This window comes from Flavobacterium sp. NRK1, from assembly GCF_024054175.1.
Classification (GTDB): Bacteria; Bacteroidota; Bacteroidia; order Flavobacteriales; family Flavobacteriaceae; genus Flavobacterium.
Genome location: NZ_JAMXLA010000001.1, coordinates 2,642,217 through 2,662,360, shown reverse-complemented (window position 1 = coordinate 2,662,360; position 20,144 = coordinate 2,642,217). Strand labels below are relative to the sequence as shown.

The following is a 20,144-nucleotide window of genomic DNA, read 5'->3' as shown; positions in this document are numbered from 1 at the left end:
AAAAATGACCAAAGCACAAAAGGTACAGTTCGTTATGGACACCTTAAATGAGATATATCCAACTATTCCAATCCCTTTAGACCATAAAGACCCTTACACCCTGCTCATTGCAGTACTTATGAGTGCTCAAAGCACCGATGTTCGGGTAAACCAGATTACTCCTCTATTGTTTGCAAAAGCAGATAACCCGTATGATATGGTAAAACTAACTATTGAAGAGATAAGGGAAATTATTAAACCTGTCGGGCTTTCACCAATGAAAGCAAAAGGTATACACGGACTTTCACAGATATTAATAGACAAGCATAACGGACAGGTTCCGCAAAGTTTTGAGGCTTTGGAAGAACTGCCTGCCGTAGGCCATAAAACAGCCAGCGTAGTAATGAGCCAGGCTTTTGACGTGCCTGCATTTCCTGTTGACACACACATACACAGGTTAATGTACCGATGGGGATTTACCAATGGCAAAAATGTAGTGCAGACCGAGAAAGATGCAAAACGATTATTTCCGGAAGAAAAATGGAATGAACTTCATTTACAGATCATATGGTATGGCCGTGAGTATTCGCCTGCGCGTGGCTGGGATCTGAAAAAAGATATTATTACCGCAACTATTGGTCGTAAATCTGTGCTGGATGAGTATGAAAATAAAAAAACCTCCCGTTAATCTGCGGGAGGTTTTTCTTAATTAGACATATTCTCGTATGTACCGTTAGATGTTTTAACTATTTTCAATGCTTTAGAATAGTTAAGTATAAAATCAATTGTATCTTGTTTAGGTAACACTTTTGGAGCTTCTGCTAATTTCTTTTTAGAGTAGAGTTTTGCCATGAATAGGTTGTTTATTTTCCTATACAACGCAAAGCAGCATTCCAATATTGTTTAATTCGTCAAAATTATTTTATTTTTTTCTATAACTTTTCTCAGGTTCATTAGTGCATACCTCATCCTGCCAAGAGCAGTATTTATGCTAACCCCAGTCAAATCGGCTATCTCCTTAAAACTAAGGTCCTGATAAATCCTCATTTGAAGTACTTCTTTCTGATCTTCAGGAAGTTCCTCTATAAGGCGTTGCAAATCATTTTCTACCTGTTCTGTAATAATCCTGTTCTCAACATTAGGGCTGTTATCTGTCATTATAGAGAATATAGAAAACTCCTCCGTTTCACGGAACATCGGCATTTTTTTGTTTCTCCTGAAATGATCTACAATAAGGTTATGCGAAATACGCATTACCCACGGAAGGAACTTACCTTCTTCATTATAAGAATTAGATTTCAGCGTTTTAATTACCTTGATAAAAGTATCCTGAAAGATATCATCTGAAATATCCCTGTCGGTAACTTTAGAGTAAATAAAACCGTAAATTTTAGATTGATGTCTGTTAATTAGAGTAGCAAGAGCATTTTCGTCTCCATCTACATAATTTTTAACCAGAACTGCGTCGGGGATGATAACATTAGCCATAGCAAATACTTTTTAGCGTTTTTTGAATTTGGTCTCGGTTAATAAATTCAGAAACTTGGGTTTCCTAAAAAGTAATTTTTTGTATAGGCAGTGTTAATTTTGAATTAATTATAAGCCAAATATAATATAAAAAAAGTTTAAAATGCAATACTTAATTTAAATTTTAACACAATTAGCACAATATTGAGGTAAACTCAGCATTTTCTGATGAGTTTAAAGCATATTACAAAATAAAAGTTAAACAATTCGTTCTCTGCATTTTAGCTTATATATCGTTTTAGTAATCCTTTACTTAATAGTTTCTTTTCTTTTTGCAGAAAAAATCCACTCTGCATACATATACTAAGAGTAATATATCACTCATAAACTCTAGCAGCTAATAAAATTCGAGCAAAAAGTTTCCAGGAAGGTTTATCATTATCTGCTTGATAATTAAAACCATATAAGCCTTCTAAAAATGCTTCTAAAGTATGATTATCCCATACATCTGATTTATAAGTGGCGTAATTATATCGAAGTTCCTCAAGGAATTTTTCAAAATCAGATCTGGTATTTATCTTTTCACAAAGCTCATATATAATATTACTTTCTTCCATTACATTTCAAAGTTAATTTTATTATTAGTTTGAGATATTCTGATAGTATGTCCCATAATTAACGCCCTGTTATCCTCTGAATGCCCCGCCGGAAAACCAAAGTACACCGGACAATTAAAATGCTCTAAAGCGATCTCTCTGTCGTTTCTGCCAAAGGGAATAGTAGAATCTTTAATATCTATCATATCGCCTATAATGACAGCTTTCAGGTTATTTAGTTTACCGGCTCTTTTCAACGAAATTAGCATACGGTCATAGTGGTACAGGTATTCATCAATATCTTCTACAAAGAGAATCTTATCGGTCATATCAATATCCGATGCCGATCCCATAACAGCATATAGCATAGATAAGTTGCCACCTACCAAAGTACCTTCAATAGTACCTCCTGCCCTATTCTCAGCCTGAACCGCAATTGTATAGCTCAGGCTTTCGCCAAAGAGTGCCTTCCTCATCGTTTCAGATGATTCTACATTACTTTTAGGAATGCCCTGCAACATAACTGAATGCAGGCTCAGTATTCCAAAATTATGCACATGGCAATGCAGCAGCGTGATATCGCTATAACCTACAAGCCATTTCGGACTTGCTTTAAAAGCTGTCCAGTCAATACTGTCTATAATACGCATAGTACCATAACCGCCTTTGGTAAAAAATATGGCTTTTATAGATGTATCATCCAGCATTTGCTGAAAGTCGGCAAGGCGTTGTGCATCAGTACCCGCAAGAAAACCATCAGAATCAAAAATATTGTTTCCCAGTACAGGTTCAAGTCCCCAGCTTTTCAGCAGGGCGAGTCCGTCATTTATTTCGTGCGGTTCGCAACGTTTTGCTGTACTAACAACCCCGACTTTATCGCCGGAGGAAAGGTATGGTGGTAGTGTCATTTTTTTATATTTTGAGGCGGTTGAGTGGCACATTTTCTCAATTAAATCTTACACATAATGGCTGTATTGGAATTGCTCTGCAATTTTAAGATCGTAATATGTTTCAATCAAATCGTCAAGTTCTTTAATTAAAATAAGTGTTTCTTTTCGCCATTCCTTTCGTTTCTCTGGAGTATTTAAATACCAATATTGACCTCTTTGTTTCTTTATCATTTCATTCAGCTCATCATCAACCTTTTGCTTCAATAATTGTATATATAAGGATTTTTGTTTTTGAATGCTATACTCTTTTTTAAAAACCATATTATACCTAATATAATTGTACAAAGCAAACTCGGTGTATGCAGCACTAAACGTCCTCTGATAAGAAAAATAAATACCGCCATCAAAATCTATATTGCTATGGACAGCATTTATAAGCGTACAAATTCTAAATATTTTTTTTCGTAATTCGACGTTTGATTCTATACCATTCTTTTTCTGCAAAAAATTAGCATAGAGATATAAAAAATGTGTCCCAGACTGGATTTTACTAATCGGATTAGATTTTTGTTTGTAAAATTTCTCTCTTCTAAATATTTCTTCCGCTACATCAGGCGCGCAAACATAATTAGGGTTTAAAGCGTTAGACCATTTACCAAATGCTTTGTAAGCTTCCTTATCATAATAATTACCTTTGTCATTAAGATAGATTACCTTTATCAACTTTGATGAATCTACCACTGCATTTTTTACTTCCGTGAGAGAATCTTTTGCAAGAGTTGTTGTTTGAGCATTTGCAGTCTTTACAGCATCAGTTTTTTGTTTATTACAACAAACAAGCACTAAACATAAAAATAAAGCGAAATATATTTTCATAATTGGATTCAGTCTATGGTTCTTAATTCTTGATTCAAAATCTCATCTATAATTCCTGTGCCAATTATATTTGGTCCTTCACAAAACGTAAATCCCATACCTTTGTTTAATCTCCCTTTAAAGTGTGGAACCGAAAAAATATTTATAACAGCTTCAACAATATCTCCAGGATACACTTTTTCCTTATTTAAAAAAGTTTGTATACCACAGGTTATCATTTCATCAAAATCAAATTTAATATCGGGACGATAGCCTGATAAAGCGGGCATACTTCGTCCACCTTCTTCATGTGTATTATATTTTAAAGTTGCTTTAAAATCTGGTGTCATTGATTTCTAATTTTACACACCCCTAGCCCCTCTCAAGAGGGGAACTCTTACTCTTGCCGATTAATACATTACTAATGAGTATGAGTGAAGCTATTCCCCTCTTGAGAGGGGTTAGGGGTGTGTTATTCTATATAATAGTAATTCAAAGATATTTATAATTTTAAAATTTCAATTTTTAAGACATTAAGACAATGGATTATGTCCCTCGAAATCTAAAATATATTGTTCAATTGCACGCATCACATTCTCGTTATCTTTCATAACCTGAAAATCACTAAACCTTAAAACAGTTATTCCAAGCTCGTTCATCTTCGCTTCTTTAATAACATCTTTATTATATACCTCCAGAAATTCATGAGAATACCCATCAACTTCAATTCCTAACATTAGGTCATAACAAAAAAAGTCCAATATATAATTATCTACAGGTTTTTGCCTGTCAAAATCATACCCATACATCTGTTTGCATTTTAGTTTTTGCCAAAGTAAAATTTCAGCTTTTGTACTTGCATTACGAAGTTGCCTTGCAAATTCTTTTAGATTAGGATTATATGGAATGATTTTTCTTTTCATAGTTTGCTATCGATCAAAGCTTATCAATAACACCTCTTCTCTACTATCAAGAGGGGAACAGTTTCATTCACACTCTAAACTAAGCGGTAATTAAGATTCAAATATAAAAAATCCCTTTCATTTCCCTTAACAAAATTCTCCCTGTAAATCCGTATCTTTGTCTATTCAATTTTTACCATGATAAAGACCGATTTTTCTAAATTAGAACCTAAGAAAAACATACTTATAAAAGGTGCGCAGCTGCACAACCTCAAGAATATAGACGTAGCCATTCCGCGTAATAAGCTGGTAGTGGTTACCGGGCTTTCGGGTTCGGGTAAGTCGAGCTTAGCATTTGATACCCTTTATGCCGAAGGACAACGCCGCTATGTAGAGAGCTTATCCAGTTACGCACGCCAGTTCCTTGGCCGTCTGGATAAACCTAAAGTAGAATATATTAAAGGTATTGCCCCTGCTATTGCCATTGAACAAAAAGTAAACACCACTAACGCCCGTTCTACCGTTGGTACAAGTACCGAGATTTACGACTACATGAAACTGCTTTTTGCCCGTATAGGGCGCACTTTCTCACCTGTTTCGGGTCGTGAAGTGAAAAAGCATACCGTTACCGATGTTATGAACGAGGTAAAAGCTTTTGAAGACGGCAGCCGCTGGCTACTGCTTGCTCCCGTTCATATTGAGAAAGGCCGTACACTCGACGAAAAGCTTGGTGTATTATTACAACAGGGGTTTGCACGTGTACTTGTAGATAACGAAACGACCCGCCTTGACGAACTTGCAGGTGCAGACCTTGCCAATAAAGAAGTACTACTAGTGGTTGACCGTTTGGTGGTTAAAGACGAGGAAGAATTTTACAATCGTCTTGCCGATGCTGTTCAGAGTGCTTTTTACGAAGGTAAGGGCGAATTATTCCTGCAGGATGTAGCCAATGGCAACAGGCTGGTATTCAGCAATAATTTTGAACTGGACGGTATTACCTTTCCCGAGCCTAACGTACACCTTTTCAGCTTTAATAACCCTTATGGGGCATGTCCTGCCTGCGAGGGCTACGGAAGTATTATTGGTATTGACGAAGAACTGGTTGTACCTAACACGGCACTTTCTGTTTACGAAAATGCTATTTTTCCGTGGCGTGGCGAAAGCATGGGCTGGTACCGCGATCAATTGGTAAATAATGGCCACAAATTTGACTTCCCTGTACACAAACCTTATTTTCAGCTTTCTGAAAAAGACAGGCAACTGATCTGGACAGGTAATAAATACTTTACCGGACTAAACGACTTTTTTGCCGAACTGGAAGAGAAAAACTATAAGATACAAAACCGCGTAATGCTATCACGCTACCGCGGTAAAACCAAATGTCCTACCTGTAAAGGCAAACGACTTAGACAGGAAACGAATTACATAAAAGTAGGCAACCACACTATTTCTGATCTGGTTGACCTGCCTATTAAAAATCTTGCTGATTTCTTTCAAAAACTTGAACTGTCTGAATTTGACCTTAAAGTAGCCAAACGTCTTTTGGTTGAGATCAATAACCGTTTGCGTTTTCTTCAGGAAGTTGGACTTGATTACCTAACATTAAACAGGCGTTCAGCCACCCTTTCGGGCGGTGAATCGCAACGTATTAACCTTGCTACCTCTATGGGCAGCAGCCTTGTTGGTTCTATGTATATACTGGATGAGCCGAGTATTGGTCTTCACCCGAAAGACACCGAAAGGCTTATAGATGTACTTATAGGCCTACGGGATCTTGGCAATACCGTTATTGTGGTTGAACATGATGAAGACATTATGAAAAAAGCCGATATGATAATTGATATTGGCCCCGAAGCGGGTACGTATGGCGGTGAGCTTGTAGCACAGGGTACTTTTGACGAGATATTAAAATCGGATTCGCTTACGGCAAAATACCTGAATGGCGACCTTGAAATAAGTGTTCCTAAAAAACGCCGTAAGTTCAAGAACCATATAGATGTTATAGGCGCACGCGAAAACAACCTTAAAAACATAGATGTTACTTTTCCGTTAGATTGCCTTACTGTAATTACAGGGGTTTCGGGTAGTGGTAAAAGTACATTGGTTAAAAAAATATTATTTCCAGCCCTACAGAAAAAACTGGATGGTGTAGGCGAAAAAGCCGGGCAGTTTACTGAACTACAGGGAAGCTACGGACACATTAAACACATTGAGTATGTTGACCAGAACCCTATTGGGCGCAGCTCGCGTTCTAACCCGGTGACGTATATAAAGGCATACGACGATATTCGTGACCTGTACTCCAAACAAAAACTGTCACAAATGCGAGGGTATCAGAGCAAGCATTTCTCGTTTAACGTAGATGGCGGACGCTGTGAAACCTGTAAAGGTGAAGGTGAAGTAACGATAGAGATGCAGTTTATGGCCGATGTACACCTGGAGTGCGAAACCTGCAACGGCAAACGCTTTAAGAAAGAAGTACTTGAAGTAACTTTTGAAGGCAAGAATATAGATGACATCCTTACCATGACCATTGATGATGCCGTAGCCTTTTTTGCCGAGCACAAGCAAATCAAAATAATGACAAAACTACAGCCTTTACAGGATGTTGGTTTGGGTTACGTACAGTTGGGTCAGTCGTCCTCTACCCTTTCGGGTGGCGAGGCACAGCGTATCAAGCTGGCATCGTTCCTTGTAAAAGGAGCCACCAAAGAAAAAGCCCTGTTTGTGTTTGATGAGCCTACTACGGGTCTGCATTTCCACGATATTAAAAAGTTATTGGCTTCGTTTGAAGCACTTATAGATAAAGGACATTCTATTATTGTTATTGAGCATAACCTTGACCTTATCAAATGTGCCGACTATATTATAGATATTGGTCCCGGTGGTGGTGAGAATGGTGGTCACCTTGTGGCTTTTGGCACACCGGAAGAAGTAGCTAAGAACCCTAAATCGGTTACGGGTGAATACCTTCGGGAGAAACTGTAATTGGTTGTCGGTTGATGGGTGCTGGTTGCCAGAAGTACAAAGTGCTCATCCACACGTTCTGTCATTGCGAGGCACGAAGCAATCCTATGTAGATTGCCGCGCTCCTTTACACTACACTCGCAATGACTGAGACCTGAAAAGCAATAAGGCTATTAAAATAAATTACCTAATAAAAAAACTATCAAAGTGAGTACAAGTAAACTTTTAGATTTGATAAACATCTACCACGAAAAAGACAGAAACAATGATAGCTATAAAGATGTAATACTAGAGCTAATGAATGGTGAATCATTATTGTATATTCCATCTCCGAATGACGGTGCAGAAAATAACGATACACAACAAGGCGAAACCAAAACCCTTAAACTAAGTAGTGTATTTAATATTGACGGCATAACCGTACTGGGTGCATTTACAGATGAAAATGCACTATTTACCTGGGCGAAGCAGCCAACACCTTATAAAATGCTTCAATCAAAAGATGTACTTAAAATTTGCGAACAGAATGCAATACAAAGAATTGTTATTAACAGCAATCAGTCCACAATGTTTGTTTTACAACAGGATTAATAAGTAAAAATAAATATATAAAGCCTCATTCTTGAATGGATGGGGCTTTTTTGTGACTAGGTATAATTACCTGTTAATCGTCAGGTATTGTAGGACAAGTTTTAATTTTGTTAATTTGAAAAAATAATTGATTAACATATGGCAATTCCTAAATATGATGAAATAAGAATTTCTGCATTAAATCTATTAATGGATGGAAAGTCAATGAAATTAAGAGAATTTCTTGAACCTTTAGCTAGAGAGTTTAATTTAACTGATGAAGAAATTAATGAAATGTACCCGTCTGGAAACGGACATATATTTTATGATAGAATTTCTTGGGCTTTAAGTTATCTCAATATGGCAGGATTATTAGATAAACCAGGCAGAGGAATATATCGCATAAGTCAAAAAGGAATTCTGATGCTAAAAACTCCAGAAAAAATAAATGAGTATGTTGATCAAGAAGTTTCGAAAAGAGATAAATCTAAAAAACAAAATAAAAATCCTGAAATAAAAATTACGGAGGTAAATGATAGATCAACCCCACAAGAAAAATTATATACTTCATTTAACAATATACGCAATTCAGTATATGAAGAAATCTTAATAACTATATTAAACAAAACTCCGGCAGCATTTGAAAAGTTAGTGGTTTTACTTCTACAAAAAATGGGATATGGAGGAGAGGTAAAAAATTCAGGATTAGTAACTAAGCAATCTAATGATGGAGGAATAGACGGAGTAATTAAAGAAGATATTCTTGGATTTGGGAGAATAAATATTCAAGCAAAGAGATATAGATTAGATATAGGAATTGGCCGTGAAGAAATTCAAAAATTTGTTGGTGCTTTGGCTGTCGCTCAATCAAACAAAGGTGTTTTTATAACAACATCATATTTTTCAAAAGGTGCAATTGAATATGTATAAAGTCTTTTTGGTAATACAACAGTAGTTCTTATTGATGGAAAAGACCTTGCTGCTTTTATATATGATTATGGGCTGGGAATGCAAATAGAGCAAACTATTGAAATAAAAAAAATGGATACAGACTTTTGGGATTCAATGGCTGATCAATAATATTCTAAGATGGTGCGAGCGTCACGCTCGTACCAAAATATACTCCTTACTTCTTCTTAAAAAGAGCATCAAAGTGTTTTATGTAGGTAATCTGCAGGTTTACCGAAGTAAGGCTAAAACTACCTGTGGTATAATATCACAACTTAACGAGACACGAGCCAGAGCCTCGCGCCAGCCGCTAAGAAAACTTTAAAAAAGCTTCTGCCAACGTTGTTATTATCTTATTTTTACGGTTCCAACGGTTGCCTAAATGACGGACTATTATAAAATACTTGGCGTTACACGCGATTCTTCACAGGACGAGATTAAGAAAGCCTACAGGCAGCTTGCCCTGCAATACCACCCCGACCGCAATAACGGCGATATAGAAAGCGAGGAACGTTTTAAGGCAATATCAGAATCTTATATTATTCTTGGCGATTTACCGAAACGCAATGCGTACGATTATTCGCAGGATAATAAAATTCATTATAACGGTAAAAATACTTCGACACCCGGACAGGCAACACCGGCTACATTTCTTATACTTTTCAAAAGAATTAAAACGAAAGTACTTAATGCAGGCGGGCATATTAACGAATATAGGCTGTTTACAGTCATGAACGATCTGTTATCTGACGAAACCATCAGGCTTTTAGTTGTTGTAAATGATGTGGTGACTAATACAATGATAGTGGACGAAATATTGGTATCTGCCATATTCCTTACCGACGAGTCACGCTATGCTATTCATGAAAAATTACTAAAAATGGCAAATGGCGACCATCGCTTAATTGAAAAAATAAGCGGACTTACTAAGCCCAACGTCAAACGCCTTGGCCAGAAAGCAACGGCGTATCCTACAGAAAGTGAAGCGGGCAAACCTGTTTTCTTTTTGATCTTATTGCTGATTTTTCTTATAGTCCTTGCGGTATTGTAACCAATTTATAATCTAATGATTTGCTGATTTTTTTAGTATTTTTAATTTTTGTTAAAACGTCTAAAAATGAACATGTCAGAACAAATAGCAAAACATTTTAAAGAAGTATTTTTTGGTGGTAACTGGACTACTGTAAACTTAAAAGACACTCTGGCAGATGTTACATGGCAGGAAGCTATTGCTAAAAAATATTCTTTTAATACTATAGCAACACTTACCTACCATATAACCTATTATGTTAGTGCTATTACAAAAGTCCTGGAAGGAGGTCCGCTGGATGCCAGCGATAAGCTGAGTTTTAATCATCCTCCTATTGAATCACAAAAAGACTGGGATGATTTTCTTACTCAAAAATGGCAGGAAGCTCATCGCATGGCAGACCTTATTGAGCAACTACCGGAAAACATGCTTGCAGAAAATTTTTCAGATGAAAAATATGGTAGCTATTATAGAAATTTTCATGGCTTAATTGAACATACTCATTACCATTTAGGACAAATAGTACTTATTAAAAAGATAATATAAATATGAACCACAACGCCAAATCAATACGTCCTTTCATCGGTGCTAAAAATTTCGAAGTATCGCGTAGTTTTTATAGTGACCTTGGATTTGAAGAATCGGTTTTATCTCCGGATATGTCGGTTTTCAAAACAGGCACTATGGCTTTTTATCTTCAGAATGCCTATGTAAAAGACTGGATAGACAATACTATGATTTTCATGGAAGTGGAAAATGTTTCCAATTTCTGGAATGAACTTACAGCTTTAAACCTCACCGAAAAGTATGAGAGCATAAAACTTGTTCCTATTCGTAATCTTGACTGGGGTAAAGAATGTTTCGTACACGATCCGTCGGGTATTTTATGGCATTTTGGAGAGTTTAATAAATAAACTACTATAATGACTATAGAACCTTGTAACAAGGAAAACATTAAAAAAATTGTTGATGGTATTAACAATTACAACCTTAACAAGGTTGCTGCACTGGCTGATAACTGGACATCTTTGGAATATGTAGCCAAAGATGACAACGGTACTGAAATTGGCGGAATACTTGCCGACATTGGCTACTGGAACGGACTCGAAATAAAAATTCTTTGGGTTAAAGAAGAATGCATGAATAAAGGAATTGGTTATCAGCTACTTAAATACACAGAAACCATTGCTGCACAAAGAAGAGCTACTATAGCTATGCTGGACACTTTTGATTTTCAGGCTGAGGATTTCTATCTTAAAAACGGTTACACTCCTATTGGTACTATTGAAAATTTTCCTGCCGGACATAAACGAATTTATTTTTCTAAAATATTAAACATAGAAAAAGAATAAACTAATACTGGAAAAATCCAGTCTTTACAATAGCTTAACACACATATGATGTTTATTAAAAGCTAAAAATCAAGAAACTGCAAGAAAAAAAATTACATAACTAAACCAACTTTGGCACATTAATTGTACCTTTGCCATTATGAATCTCATAAATCTTCGATTTTGAGGTTTGTTAATAATTGGTTGGTTGGTTTGTTAAGTCCCGTCACTTCATAAGGGTGGCGGGATTTACTTTTTATACCAATTCACACTAAAGCGAAGTATTTTACAAATGACATACTGGCATTAAATAATTATACTTTTAAAAGCTGTGCCAGTTGTCCGGTTAAGTTTTTACGTGAATATTGCTGTAAACCAACAGGATGCGATTTAAGATTACCTTCCTTATATTGAGTAAAGTAGTTCTTTATAGTGTTTTTAATTTTCTCCTTATCTTCATAAGTAGCAAAAACACCCGTATTTGTAGTTTGTATAATTCCGGCAAAATCTGCGCCATGTGGCCCTATAGCCAAAGTTGGCCTTTCGGAAACCATGTATTCAAATAATTTACCCGGTATAATACATTTGGTATCTTCAGAATCTATCTCGACCAAAAGCAATACCTGCGATTTTCTTTGCTCAGTAACAGCTTCGCCGTGTGATATATAGCCCAGCATATTTACATACTTGGAAAGCCCGTGCTGATTAATAGCTTCAAGTACCTCATTACTTACAGCACCTATAAGCTTTAATTGAAAGTCATTATTAAAGTCAGGTTCTTCTTCAATTAATTCTGTAAGTGCCTGCCACAACATTTTAGGATTACGCTCTGAAAGAAACGAACCTATGTGTGCAATGGTAAATTTCTCATCTAATGGCTGTCTGGCTATTGTTTCAACATCATAGCCGTTGGTTATAACTGCAATAGGTTTGGTAGTTAACGCTTCAAATTCTGCTTTGGTTGTTGGGCTGGTAACCAAAACTGTATCGGCAGAATTTAACACCTTTTTCTCTAAATCCTTGTGTTTTTGGGCTGCAGAAGCACTTAGCTTTAAAGCTTTATGATAACCAATTGTAGTCCACGGATCACGGAAATCAGCAATCCATTTTATAGAATGCAATTCTTTAAGCCTTAAACCTATAAGATGAAGACTATGTGGAGGTCCTGTAGTAATTACAGTAGTTATGCCCTGTTCTTTTATATATTTTGAGAGGTACGCAACCGATGGTTTCACCCATAACACACGTGCATCAGGTATAAACAGGTTACCTCGTACCCAAAGCATAATCCGTTGTAAAAAAGACTGTTTCTTTTTATGCGGAATAATTCCTGAGCTTATTTTTTTTGTGCTATTCTTAGAAAATGCTGAAGCCCATGCATAGGGCTCCGTTATCTTTTGTTTCAGTAGTGTTACATTAGGATTTACCTCTTTTAAAAGCCCTTCATCTATAAGTGGATATGTAGGGTTTTCGGGAATATAAACTACAGGTTCTATACCAAAATCAGGAAGGTATTTAACAAACTTAAGCCAGCGCTGTACTCCGGGTCCGCCGGCAGGAGGCCAATAGTATGTTATAATTAATACCTTCATTTAACTTCTTATTATATAATTTTATTGCAAACGTTTAATTAGCTTGTGTTTGCTTCTTTTTTCTTTCAGTATAAATACCAAATCCTATTAAAGCTAACATAAGAATAAAACTAACCAGTGAAATAGTACTTCCTGTTTTAACTACCTGAGGTTCAAATTTAAACTCTATAGTGTGTTTACCGGCAGGTATTTTAAGCCCTCTAAGTGTGTAATCTGCCTCAAAATGTGGTACTGGTTTTTCGTCTATATATGCATTCCATCCCGGGTTATAATACATTTCCGAGAATATAGCCATTCCATCATTAGTATTATCGGATTTATATTTAAGATAATTCGGCTCATAAGCAGTAAGCTTTATTGTTGCGGTACTATCTTTTACAAATGTGGTTTTAGTAACCGCATCTGCAAATCTGGATTTATTGATGACTGCTTCATTTTTAGTATCCATATTGTTTAAAGCCTTCATCTCGTCATCGGCACTATTCACAATTTTTACTTTGCTCACAAACCATGCATTACCATTAGCCTGGCTGTTCAGTGTAGGCACCTGCTGCCCTTGTTCATCTGACTGTATTACATACTTAACATTAAGCATATTAAGTACTGCCATATTATTTTTAGCAAGCTGATATTCGAATAATTGCTGAAGCTTTCTCGGTTTTGCTGCATGATACCCTCCTAACGATTTATGGAAGTAGGAAGCACGCGCACTATTAAGACTACCATCAATATCAAACACTCTGTAATGTGTTGTATCCTGCATAATTTGCTGATCGGCAACCGTAGCCTGAAATGGCATATCTATCTTACTTGCACTCTGAAAACTGCTCTCGTCAACATATCGCTTATCTACAAAGAAAAGATCGGCTACCATAAACAGTCCCACAAGAATAATAGCTGTATTTTGAGACAGTTTTTGTTTTGTAAACAACCATAATGCACCCGCAGCTATTAAGATCAGGAATCCTGAACGAAGTAGATCAGCACTGTACATGGTTTTCCTATCCATTTTAAGTGCATCCATAAATTCATTACCGTAAGCATTCATAATTGCGCCATCATTCAATCCTGAAAAACTGAACATACCTTTACAGATGAAAAGCAACACAATAACCCCAAGGCTTACTGCTCCCGATTTCCACAAGGCATTCCATTGTTTATCTTTATCAAGGGTAAAGAATGAATTTAACCCTAAAACTGCCAGAACAGGAATACAAACTTCAAGTACTACCTGAATAGATGCTACCGCCCTGAACTTATTGTACATAGGGAAGTAATCTATAAATAAATTAGTAAGCAGCGGAAAGAATTTACCCCATGAAAGTAATAATGACATAATAGCACCTGCTAAAAAGGCATATTTTATTTTCCTTTCTTCTGCAAACATGGCAAGTACAAAAAGGAAGAATACTACTGCTCCTATATAAGCCGGCCCCGCAGTGCTATATTGGTCACCCCAATAGGTAGGAATACCTGAGTTCGCTATTTCCACAGCCTGTTCTTTAGACACGTACTGACCCTCGGCAATTTGCTGTGTCTGAAGATATTCTACAAGATGCGAGTCTTCCGGCAGTTTTTCATGCCCTGATGATCCCCCAAATAATCTTGGTACTATAAGATCCAGACTTTCTGCAATGCCATAACTATAATCTGTAATGTATTCATAAGACATTGCATTTGAACTCTCTTTGGGTTTGCCATCTGGTTCAAAAGTAAGCTCGCTGTTATGGCGTGTACTGTATTTAGCATATTCGGCAGTAGCCATAAGGTTAGTAGCATTTGTTCCTACAGCAATTAAAGCGCCGGCTGCCAAAATGCCCAAAGAAATACCTAAATGCCTGTAGTCTTTTCTTTTAATTATACCTACAAGAAACCATATTCCCATAACTAATAGTAACAGGAATAAATAATATGTCATTTGAATGTGATTGGCATTTATTTCGAGAGCGGCAGCAAACATTGTTAGCAGTCCGCCAACTATATATCTCTTTTGCCAAACCATTAAAAAGCCTGCAATAACAAGCGGCATATAAGCAATGGCATGTGCTTTTGCATTATGCCCTACTCCAAGGATTATAATAAGATAAGTTGAAAAACCAAAAGCCAGTGCTCCGAAAAAAGCTTTTAGAGGGTCTATTTTTAATGTACACAAAAGTACATAAAAACCTAAAAAGTATATAAACAGATAATCTGCCGGACGTGGCAGAAACCTGATAGCCTCATCAATTTGCTTTACATAGTTATGCGGGTATTTAGCGCCTAACTGATAGGTTGGCATCCCGCCAAAAGCACTGTTGGTCCAATAAGGCTCTTCTCCTGTTTCTTTCCTGAAATCGTTTTGTTCTTTAGCCATTCCCGTATATTGGGCAATATCTGACTGGTATATTTTTTTACCCTGAAGAACAGGATAAAAATAAATTAAAGAAACGATTACAAATCCTAAAACAGCAAGAAAATGCGGATAAAGCTTATTGATATTTTTCATAAATAAATTTTGTAAAAAACGCCGTGAAGATACTTAATTTTCTACAATTGCCCTGATAGTGCAATGTAATTAATACTGACAAAGCATAAAAAAGCCTTTCTTTTCAGAAAGGCTCTATATATGGTTATTCAATCTCTTCGTAGTCAATGTATTCACCTACTTTTTTCTTTTCTTTGGGCTTATCTTGTTTGGGAGCGCTATATGTTTGCTGTTGCTGCTGATATTGCTCTTGCTGCTGCTGAAAATTTTGTTCTGCCTTTTTAACTACCTGCTGAAATATAACCGGACCAAAAAGCCTGAAAAAAAACTTAATTGCGTAATATATAATCAGTAACCAAAATAATGTTCTTATAATTCCTGTTAACGATGCAGTTTCCATGGGCTTAAAATTTTGTCAAAAATACGTAATCTGTTATTTAAAATTAAACGATGGCTCTTAAATTAATAATAAAATATACTACTTTTGGAAAACCATACGTATAAGTACAACCAATAAACGAGCCAAATATGACCGTTTTTAAGAAAATTTTTTCCCTAACATTGCTTTTCAGCGCCGGCTTAGCCCAGGCACAATATACAGACCAGATAAACTCTAACCGTCCGGGTGAATCTATGGGAAGCTTTTCCGTAGGTAAAACCGTGATGCAGGTAGAAAGTGGTATTTACGGTATAAAAGAGAAGCATAATGTATTAAATAACAAAACCAAAGGGGTTGGTGTTGACCTTATGCTGCGTTATGGCGCATTTTTAGAACAACTTGAATTTATTGTTGATATGCAGTATCAGTTCGATCAGTTTGAAGATGCTATTTATACTACCAACCGCAATGATTTCAGGCAATTTACCATTGGTGCTAAATATCTTATTTACGATCCTAATAAAAATTACCATCCTGAAGTAGATATTTACAGCTGGAAGAAAAACCATAAATTCAAGTGGCATAATCTTTTACCATCGGTATCTATCTTCGCAGGAGCAAATCTTATAGGTAAAAATAATCCATACACTTTTCCTGATGATGGTTTCAGCCCTAAAGTGATGGCTATAACCCAAAACAGATTTAATAACGTTATATGGACTAATAACTTTATAGCTGACAAAATTACTACTGACTATCCCAGCTATGGCATAATAAGTACCCTGACAAGGGCTTTTGCTGCTAAATGGTCGGGTTTTGTAGAATTACAGGGCTATAAAAGTGATTATTATGCAGATATTATTGGTAGATGCGGTGTGGCTTATTTATTAAATGACAACATGCAGCTTGATGCTTCTATAAGTAAAAACTTTAAAGACACCCCGTCAATTCTTTATGGAAGCATAGGCTTTTCATGGCGTTTTGATGCTGATTATCATGATATTTTACTGCCTGGCCAGTCCGATGCAGAAAAAAATCAGAGTGAAATGGATAAAAAAATGAAGAAAAAGAAAGAAAGAGAAGAAAAAGAACGACTTGATAATGTACCTGTAGAATAAGTATGATTACAATTAAGGAAGCAAAAACAAAAAAAGAACTCAAAGATTTTATAAAGTTTTCTTTTGAACTCTATAAGAATAATCCTTACTGGATTCCTCCTATCATAAATGATGAACTTGAAGGATTTGACAAAACTAAAAATCCTGCTTTTGAACATGCAGAAGCTAATTTTTACCTGGCCTATAGAGACGGGAAAATTGTAGGTAAAATTGCCGCAATAGTAAACTGGCAGGAAATTAATGAGCAGAAAAAAAGAAAAGTACGTTTTGGATGGTTTGATGTTATAGATGATATTGAAGTTACAAAAGCGCTTCTGGAAAAAGTTACTGAGTTAGGTAAAAAACATAATTTGGAATATATTGAGGGGCCAATGGGCTTTTCGAATCTTGATAAAGTGGGTGTGCTTACAGAAGGCTTTGACCAGATAGGTACAATGATAACATGGTACAACCCACCTTATTATAAAGAGCATTTAGAGCAATTAGGTTTTATTAAAGAAAAAGAATATATAGAAAGCAGGTTTTCTTTTAACAACGTAGATCCTGCACTTTTTCTTAAAGCAAGTGAGCTTATTAAAAAAAGGTACAGTCTTACCCCTCTTTCTTTTAACTCTACAAAGGAAGTTATGCCTTATGTGGATAAAATGTTTGACCTGTTTAATGCTACTTATGAAAAACTGGCATCTTTTGTGGCGGTTACAGAAGTACAAAAAGAATATTTCAAGAAAAAATACATAAGCCTTATTAATCCTGAATATATAAAATTTATTGTTGATAAAGATGATAATCTTATAGCTTTTAGTATTGTTATGCCGTCTTTCTCTGAAGCATTAAAAAAGGCTAATGGCAAGTTATTCCCTTTTGGGTTTATTCATTTACTAAAAGCCCGTAAAAACAGTAAAGAGGTAGTATTTTATTTAATAGGTATCCATCCTGATTACCAAAATAAAGGTGTTACAGCTATTGTTTTTGATGAATATTATGAAACATTTAAAAACAATAAGATAGAAAACTGTATCCGCACTCCAGAACTGGAAGAAAACCATGCCATACATAATATGTGGAAAAACTTTGATCCAATTATACACAAACGCAGAAGAACTTACAAGAAAGACCTATAGGATATTATGATTATATAAAAAATCCCATGCATTTAAATGCATGGGATTTTTTATATTTAAAACTTAGCTTATTACTCAGCAGAAACATCTACTGTTGTCTGCTCAGCAATTTTCTTATAAGTACCGTTTTCTAATTTCTCACGAATAGCTTCGTAAGCTGCCAGTGTTTCATCAATATCAGCTTTTGTATGGGTAGCCGTAGGAATCATTCTTAAAAGTATAATACCTTTAGGAATAACCGGATAAACAACTATCGAAAGGAATATACTGTAATTCTCCCTTAAATCATTAACCATTACCATAGCTTCCGGAATACTTCCTTCAAGATATACAGGTGTTACACAAGTATTAGTATCACCTATATTAAATCCTTTTTCTTTAAGTCCGTTTTGAAGGTAGTTTACATTTTCCCAAAGCTTATCTTTAAGCTCCGGTGTAGTTCTAAGCAAGTCAAGACGTTTAAGTGCTCCTTTAACCAATAGCATTGGTAAAGATTTTGCAAACATCTGAGAACGAAGATTATATTTTAGAAAATCTATAATATCTTTATCAGCAGCTACAAAAGCACCTATGCTTGCCATAGATTTTGCAAAAGTAGAAAAGTAAACATCTATACCATCCTGGCATTCCTGCTCTTCCCCTGCTCCGGCTCCTGTTTTACCAAGTGTACCAAAACCATGTGCATCATCTACAAGCAGCCTGAAGTTATATTTTTCTTTAAGGGCTACAATTTCTTTAAGCTTACCCTGCTGGCCTCTCATACCAAAAACACCTTCGGTAATAACAAGAATACCTCCACCTGTAGTTTCTGCCATATTAGTAGCACGCTCAAGATTTTTCTCAAGGCTTTCTACATCATTATGTTTGTAGGTAAAACGTTTACCCATGTGAAGGCGCACACCATCAATAATACAGGCGTGAGAGTCTACATCGTAAACAATAATATCATTTTTAGAAACAAGTGCATCAATTATAGACACCATTCCCTGATAACCGAAATTTAACAGGTAAGCAGATTCCTTTTGTACAAATGCTGCAAGTTCCTGCTCGAGTTTTTCATGCCATGAGGTATGCCCGCTCATCATTCTCGCCCCCATTGGATAAGCAGCTCCGTATTCTGCAGCAGCTTCCGCATCAACTTTACGCACCTCAGGGTGATTAGCCAGTCCTAAGTAGTCATTTATACTCCAGTTAATAACCTCTTTACCGTGAAATTGCATTCTGTTTGCCAAAGGTCCTTCCAGTTTAGGAAAAACATAATAGCCTTCAGCCTGCGAAGCCCACTTTCCCAGAGGGCCTTTATTCTTTTGTATCCTCTCAAAAAGATCTTTTACCATAATTCTAGTTTTGTGCTTTAAAAAACGCACCAAAAGTAATTATTAAATTACTCACATCATAATAATTTTTGACAATCAGTGTAATAAAAATGTGAGTTTTGCGACTAATACAATAGAACTCTTAAGCAATGTATTAATCTGAAAATTATATTGCATATTTTTAGTTGTCAGGGCAATATTGTTAAATAAAACAAAATTAATACACATTTAAAAAAAAATTATAGTTTTACGATATTAATAACCAAAAACAAATCACCAATGGATTCACAAAAAGTAGACATGTACTTAATGAGTAATGCAAAATTTTTTCAACCTTCACAATTACCATACGTTCGCGAAAGGCTTCTTGCTGCTGACGATTCTAAATGGGATCTTATTCAGTCAATAGACCTAAAAGACCCAACTACAATTTTAATTGTATCAATTCTTGCAGGGACATGGGGTATTGACCGTTTTTTGATTGGCGATACAGGATTGGGAGTTGCTAAATTGCTAACTTGTGGTGGTGCAGGTATATGGACAATAGTAGACTGGTTCCTTATCATGGATGTTACCCGTCAAAAAAACATGGAAAAGCTTCAGGCTTACCTATAATAAT

General features: G+C 35.9%; 22 protein-coding genes. 11 read left to right on the top strand and 11 right to left on the bottom strand.

What is annotated here, in order from left to right; translation table 11 throughout:
- The first annotated feature begins 4 nt into the window (after positions 1–4).
- A complete protein-coding gene (gene nth / locus NHE85_RS12265; protein WP_252812326.1) occupies positions 5–667 on the top strand; it encodes an endonuclease III in 663 nt (220 codons plus the stop codon).
- A 17-nt stretch (positions 668–684) separates the two neighbouring features.
- On the opposite strand, the gene NHE85_RS12260 is transcribed toward nth, so the two are convergent.
- The 7 genes from NHE85_RS12260 to NHE85_RS12230 all read right to left on the bottom strand — a co-directional run bounded on the left by NHE85_RS12260 (position 685) and on the right by NHE85_RS12230 (position 4,710).
- Positions 685–831: a hypothetical protein gene (locus tag NHE85_RS12260; protein ID WP_252812325.1), complete on the bottom strand. Its 147-nt coding sequence runs from the start codon at positions 829–831 to the stop codon at positions 685–687.
- 51 nt (positions 832–882) lie between these two features.
- Complete coding sequence (locus NHE85_RS12255; protein WP_252812324.1) at positions 883–1,467, bottom strand: RNA polymerase sigma factor; 585 nt, start codon at positions 1,465–1,467, stop codon at positions 883–885.
- A 356-nt stretch (positions 1,468–1,823) separates the two neighbouring features.
- Entirely contained in the window at positions 1,824–2,063 is a 240-nt protein-coding gene (locus NHE85_RS12250) for a hypothetical protein (RefSeq protein WP_252812323.1), read from the bottom strand.
- On the bottom strand, positions 2,063–2,950 hold the full coding sequence (locus NHE85_RS12245) for an LD-carboxypeptidase (RefSeq protein WP_252812322.1): 888 nt from the start codon (positions 2,948–2,950) through the stop codon (positions 2,063–2,065). The genes NHE85_RS12250 and NHE85_RS12245 overlap by 1 nt, the downstream gene beginning before the upstream one ends.
- A gap of 48 nt (positions 2,951–2,998) precedes the next feature.
- Positions 2,999–3,808, bottom strand: a complete 810-nt coding sequence (locus NHE85_RS12240; RefSeq protein WP_252812321.1) for a hypothetical protein — start codon at positions 3,806–3,808, stop codon at positions 2,999–3,001.
- A gap of 8 nt (positions 3,809–3,816) precedes the next feature.
- Complete coding sequence (locus NHE85_RS12235) at positions 3,817–4,137, bottom strand: hypothetical protein (RefSeq protein ID WP_252812319.1); 321 nt, start codon at positions 4,135–4,137, stop codon at positions 3,817–3,819.
- 183 nt (positions 4,138–4,320) lie between these two features.
- On the bottom strand, positions 4,321–4,710 hold the full coding sequence (locus NHE85_RS12230; RefSeq protein WP_252812317.1) for an endonuclease domain-containing protein: 390 nt from the start codon (positions 4,708–4,710) through the stop codon (positions 4,321–4,323).
- A 177-nt stretch (positions 4,711–4,887) separates the two neighbouring features.
- Between NHE85_RS12230 and uvrA the strand changes: the two genes are divergently transcribed.
- From uvrA to NHE85_RS12195, 7 genes are all read left to right on the top strand, one after another.
- On the top strand, positions 4,888–7,677 hold the full coding sequence (uvrA, locus tag NHE85_RS12225; RefSeq protein WP_252812315.1) for an excinuclease ABC subunit UvrA: 2,790 nt from the start codon (positions 4,888–4,890) through the stop codon (positions 7,675–7,677).
- A 186-nt stretch (positions 7,678–7,863) separates the two neighbouring features.
- Complete coding sequence (locus tag NHE85_RS12220; protein WP_252812314.1) at positions 7,864–8,247, top strand: SseB family protein; 384 nt, start codon at positions 7,864–7,866, stop codon at positions 8,245–8,247.
- Between the two features lie 138 nt (positions 8,248–8,385).
- Positions 8,386–9,156: a restriction endonuclease gene (locus NHE85_RS12215; RefSeq protein WP_252812313.1), complete on the top strand. Its 771-nt coding sequence runs from the start codon at positions 8,386–8,388 to the stop codon at positions 9,154–9,156.
- A 400-nt stretch (positions 9,157–9,556) separates the two neighbouring features.
- Complete coding sequence (locus tag NHE85_RS12210; protein ID WP_252812311.1) at positions 9,557–10,225, top strand: DnaJ domain-containing protein; 669 nt, start codon at positions 9,557–9,559, stop codon at positions 10,223–10,225.
- A gap of 66 nt (positions 10,226–10,291) precedes the next feature.
- Positions 10,292–10,750: a DUF1572 domain-containing protein gene (locus tag NHE85_RS12205; RefSeq protein WP_252812310.1), complete on the top strand. Its 459-nt coding sequence runs from the start codon at positions 10,292–10,294 to the stop codon at positions 10,748–10,750.
- A 2-nt stretch (positions 10,751–10,752) separates the two neighbouring features.
- On the top strand, positions 10,753–11,118 hold the full coding sequence (locus tag NHE85_RS12200) for a glyoxalase (protein WP_252812309.1): 366 nt from the start codon (positions 10,753–10,755) through the stop codon (positions 11,116–11,118).
- A gap of 9 nt (positions 11,119–11,127) precedes the next feature.
- Entirely contained in the window at positions 11,128–11,556 is a 429-nt protein-coding gene (locus NHE85_RS12195; RefSeq protein WP_252812308.1) for a GNAT family N-acetyltransferase, read from the top strand.
- Between the two features lie 293 nt (positions 11,557–11,849).
- Here the strand turns inward: NHE85_RS12195 and NHE85_RS12190 are convergent, their stop codons facing one another.
- From NHE85_RS12190 to NHE85_RS12180, 3 genes are all read right to left on the bottom strand, one after another.
- Positions 11,850–13,127: a glycosyltransferase family 4 protein gene (locus NHE85_RS12190; RefSeq protein ID WP_252812307.1), complete on the bottom strand. Its 1,278-nt coding sequence runs from the start codon at positions 13,125–13,127 to the stop codon at positions 11,850–11,852.
- A 34-nt stretch (positions 13,128–13,161) separates the two neighbouring features.
- A complete protein-coding gene (locus NHE85_RS12185) occupies positions 13,162–15,612 on the bottom strand; it encodes a YfhO family protein (RefSeq protein ID WP_252812306.1) in 2,451 nt (816 codons plus the stop codon).
- Between the two features lie 124 nt (positions 15,613–15,736).
- Positions 15,737–15,991: a DUF4834 domain-containing protein gene (locus NHE85_RS12180; protein WP_252812305.1), complete on the bottom strand. Its 255-nt coding sequence runs from the start codon at positions 15,989–15,991 to the stop codon at positions 15,737–15,739.
- Positions 15,992–16,119: 128 nt separating this feature from the next.
- Between NHE85_RS12180 and NHE85_RS12175 the strand changes: the two genes are divergently transcribed.
- Together NHE85_RS12175 and NHE85_RS12170 are read left to right on the top strand one after the other, a co-directional pair.
- Complete coding sequence (locus tag NHE85_RS12175) at positions 16,120–17,088, top strand: transporter (RefSeq protein ID WP_252812304.1); 969 nt, start codon at positions 16,120–16,122, stop codon at positions 17,086–17,088.
- Positions 17,089–17,090: 2 nt separating this feature from the next.
- Positions 17,091–18,209: a GTP cyclohydrolase gene (locus NHE85_RS12170; RefSeq protein WP_252812303.1), complete on the top strand. Its 1,119-nt coding sequence runs from the start codon at positions 17,091–17,093 to the stop codon at positions 18,207–18,209.
- 71 nt (positions 18,210–18,280) lie between these two features.
- Here NHE85_RS12170 and NHE85_RS12165 read toward each other — a convergent pair whose 3' ends face one another.
- Positions 18,281–19,546 carry an aminotransferase class I/II-fold pyridoxal phosphate-dependent enzyme gene (locus NHE85_RS12165; protein ID WP_252812302.1) on the bottom strand — a complete coding sequence of 422 codons (1,266 nt, stop codon included), beginning with the start codon at positions 19,544–19,546 and terminating at the stop codon, positions 18,281–18,283.
- 258 nt (positions 19,547–19,804) lie between these two features.
- On the opposite strand from NHE85_RS12165, the gene NHE85_RS12160 reads away from it, so the two are divergent.
- Positions 19,805–20,140 (top strand): TM2 domain-containing protein, encoded by a 336-nt coding sequence (locus tag NHE85_RS12160; protein WP_252812301.1) that lies wholly within the window; start codon positions 19,805–19,807, stop codon positions 20,138–20,140.
- Positions 20,141–20,144 lie beyond the last annotated feature (4 nt).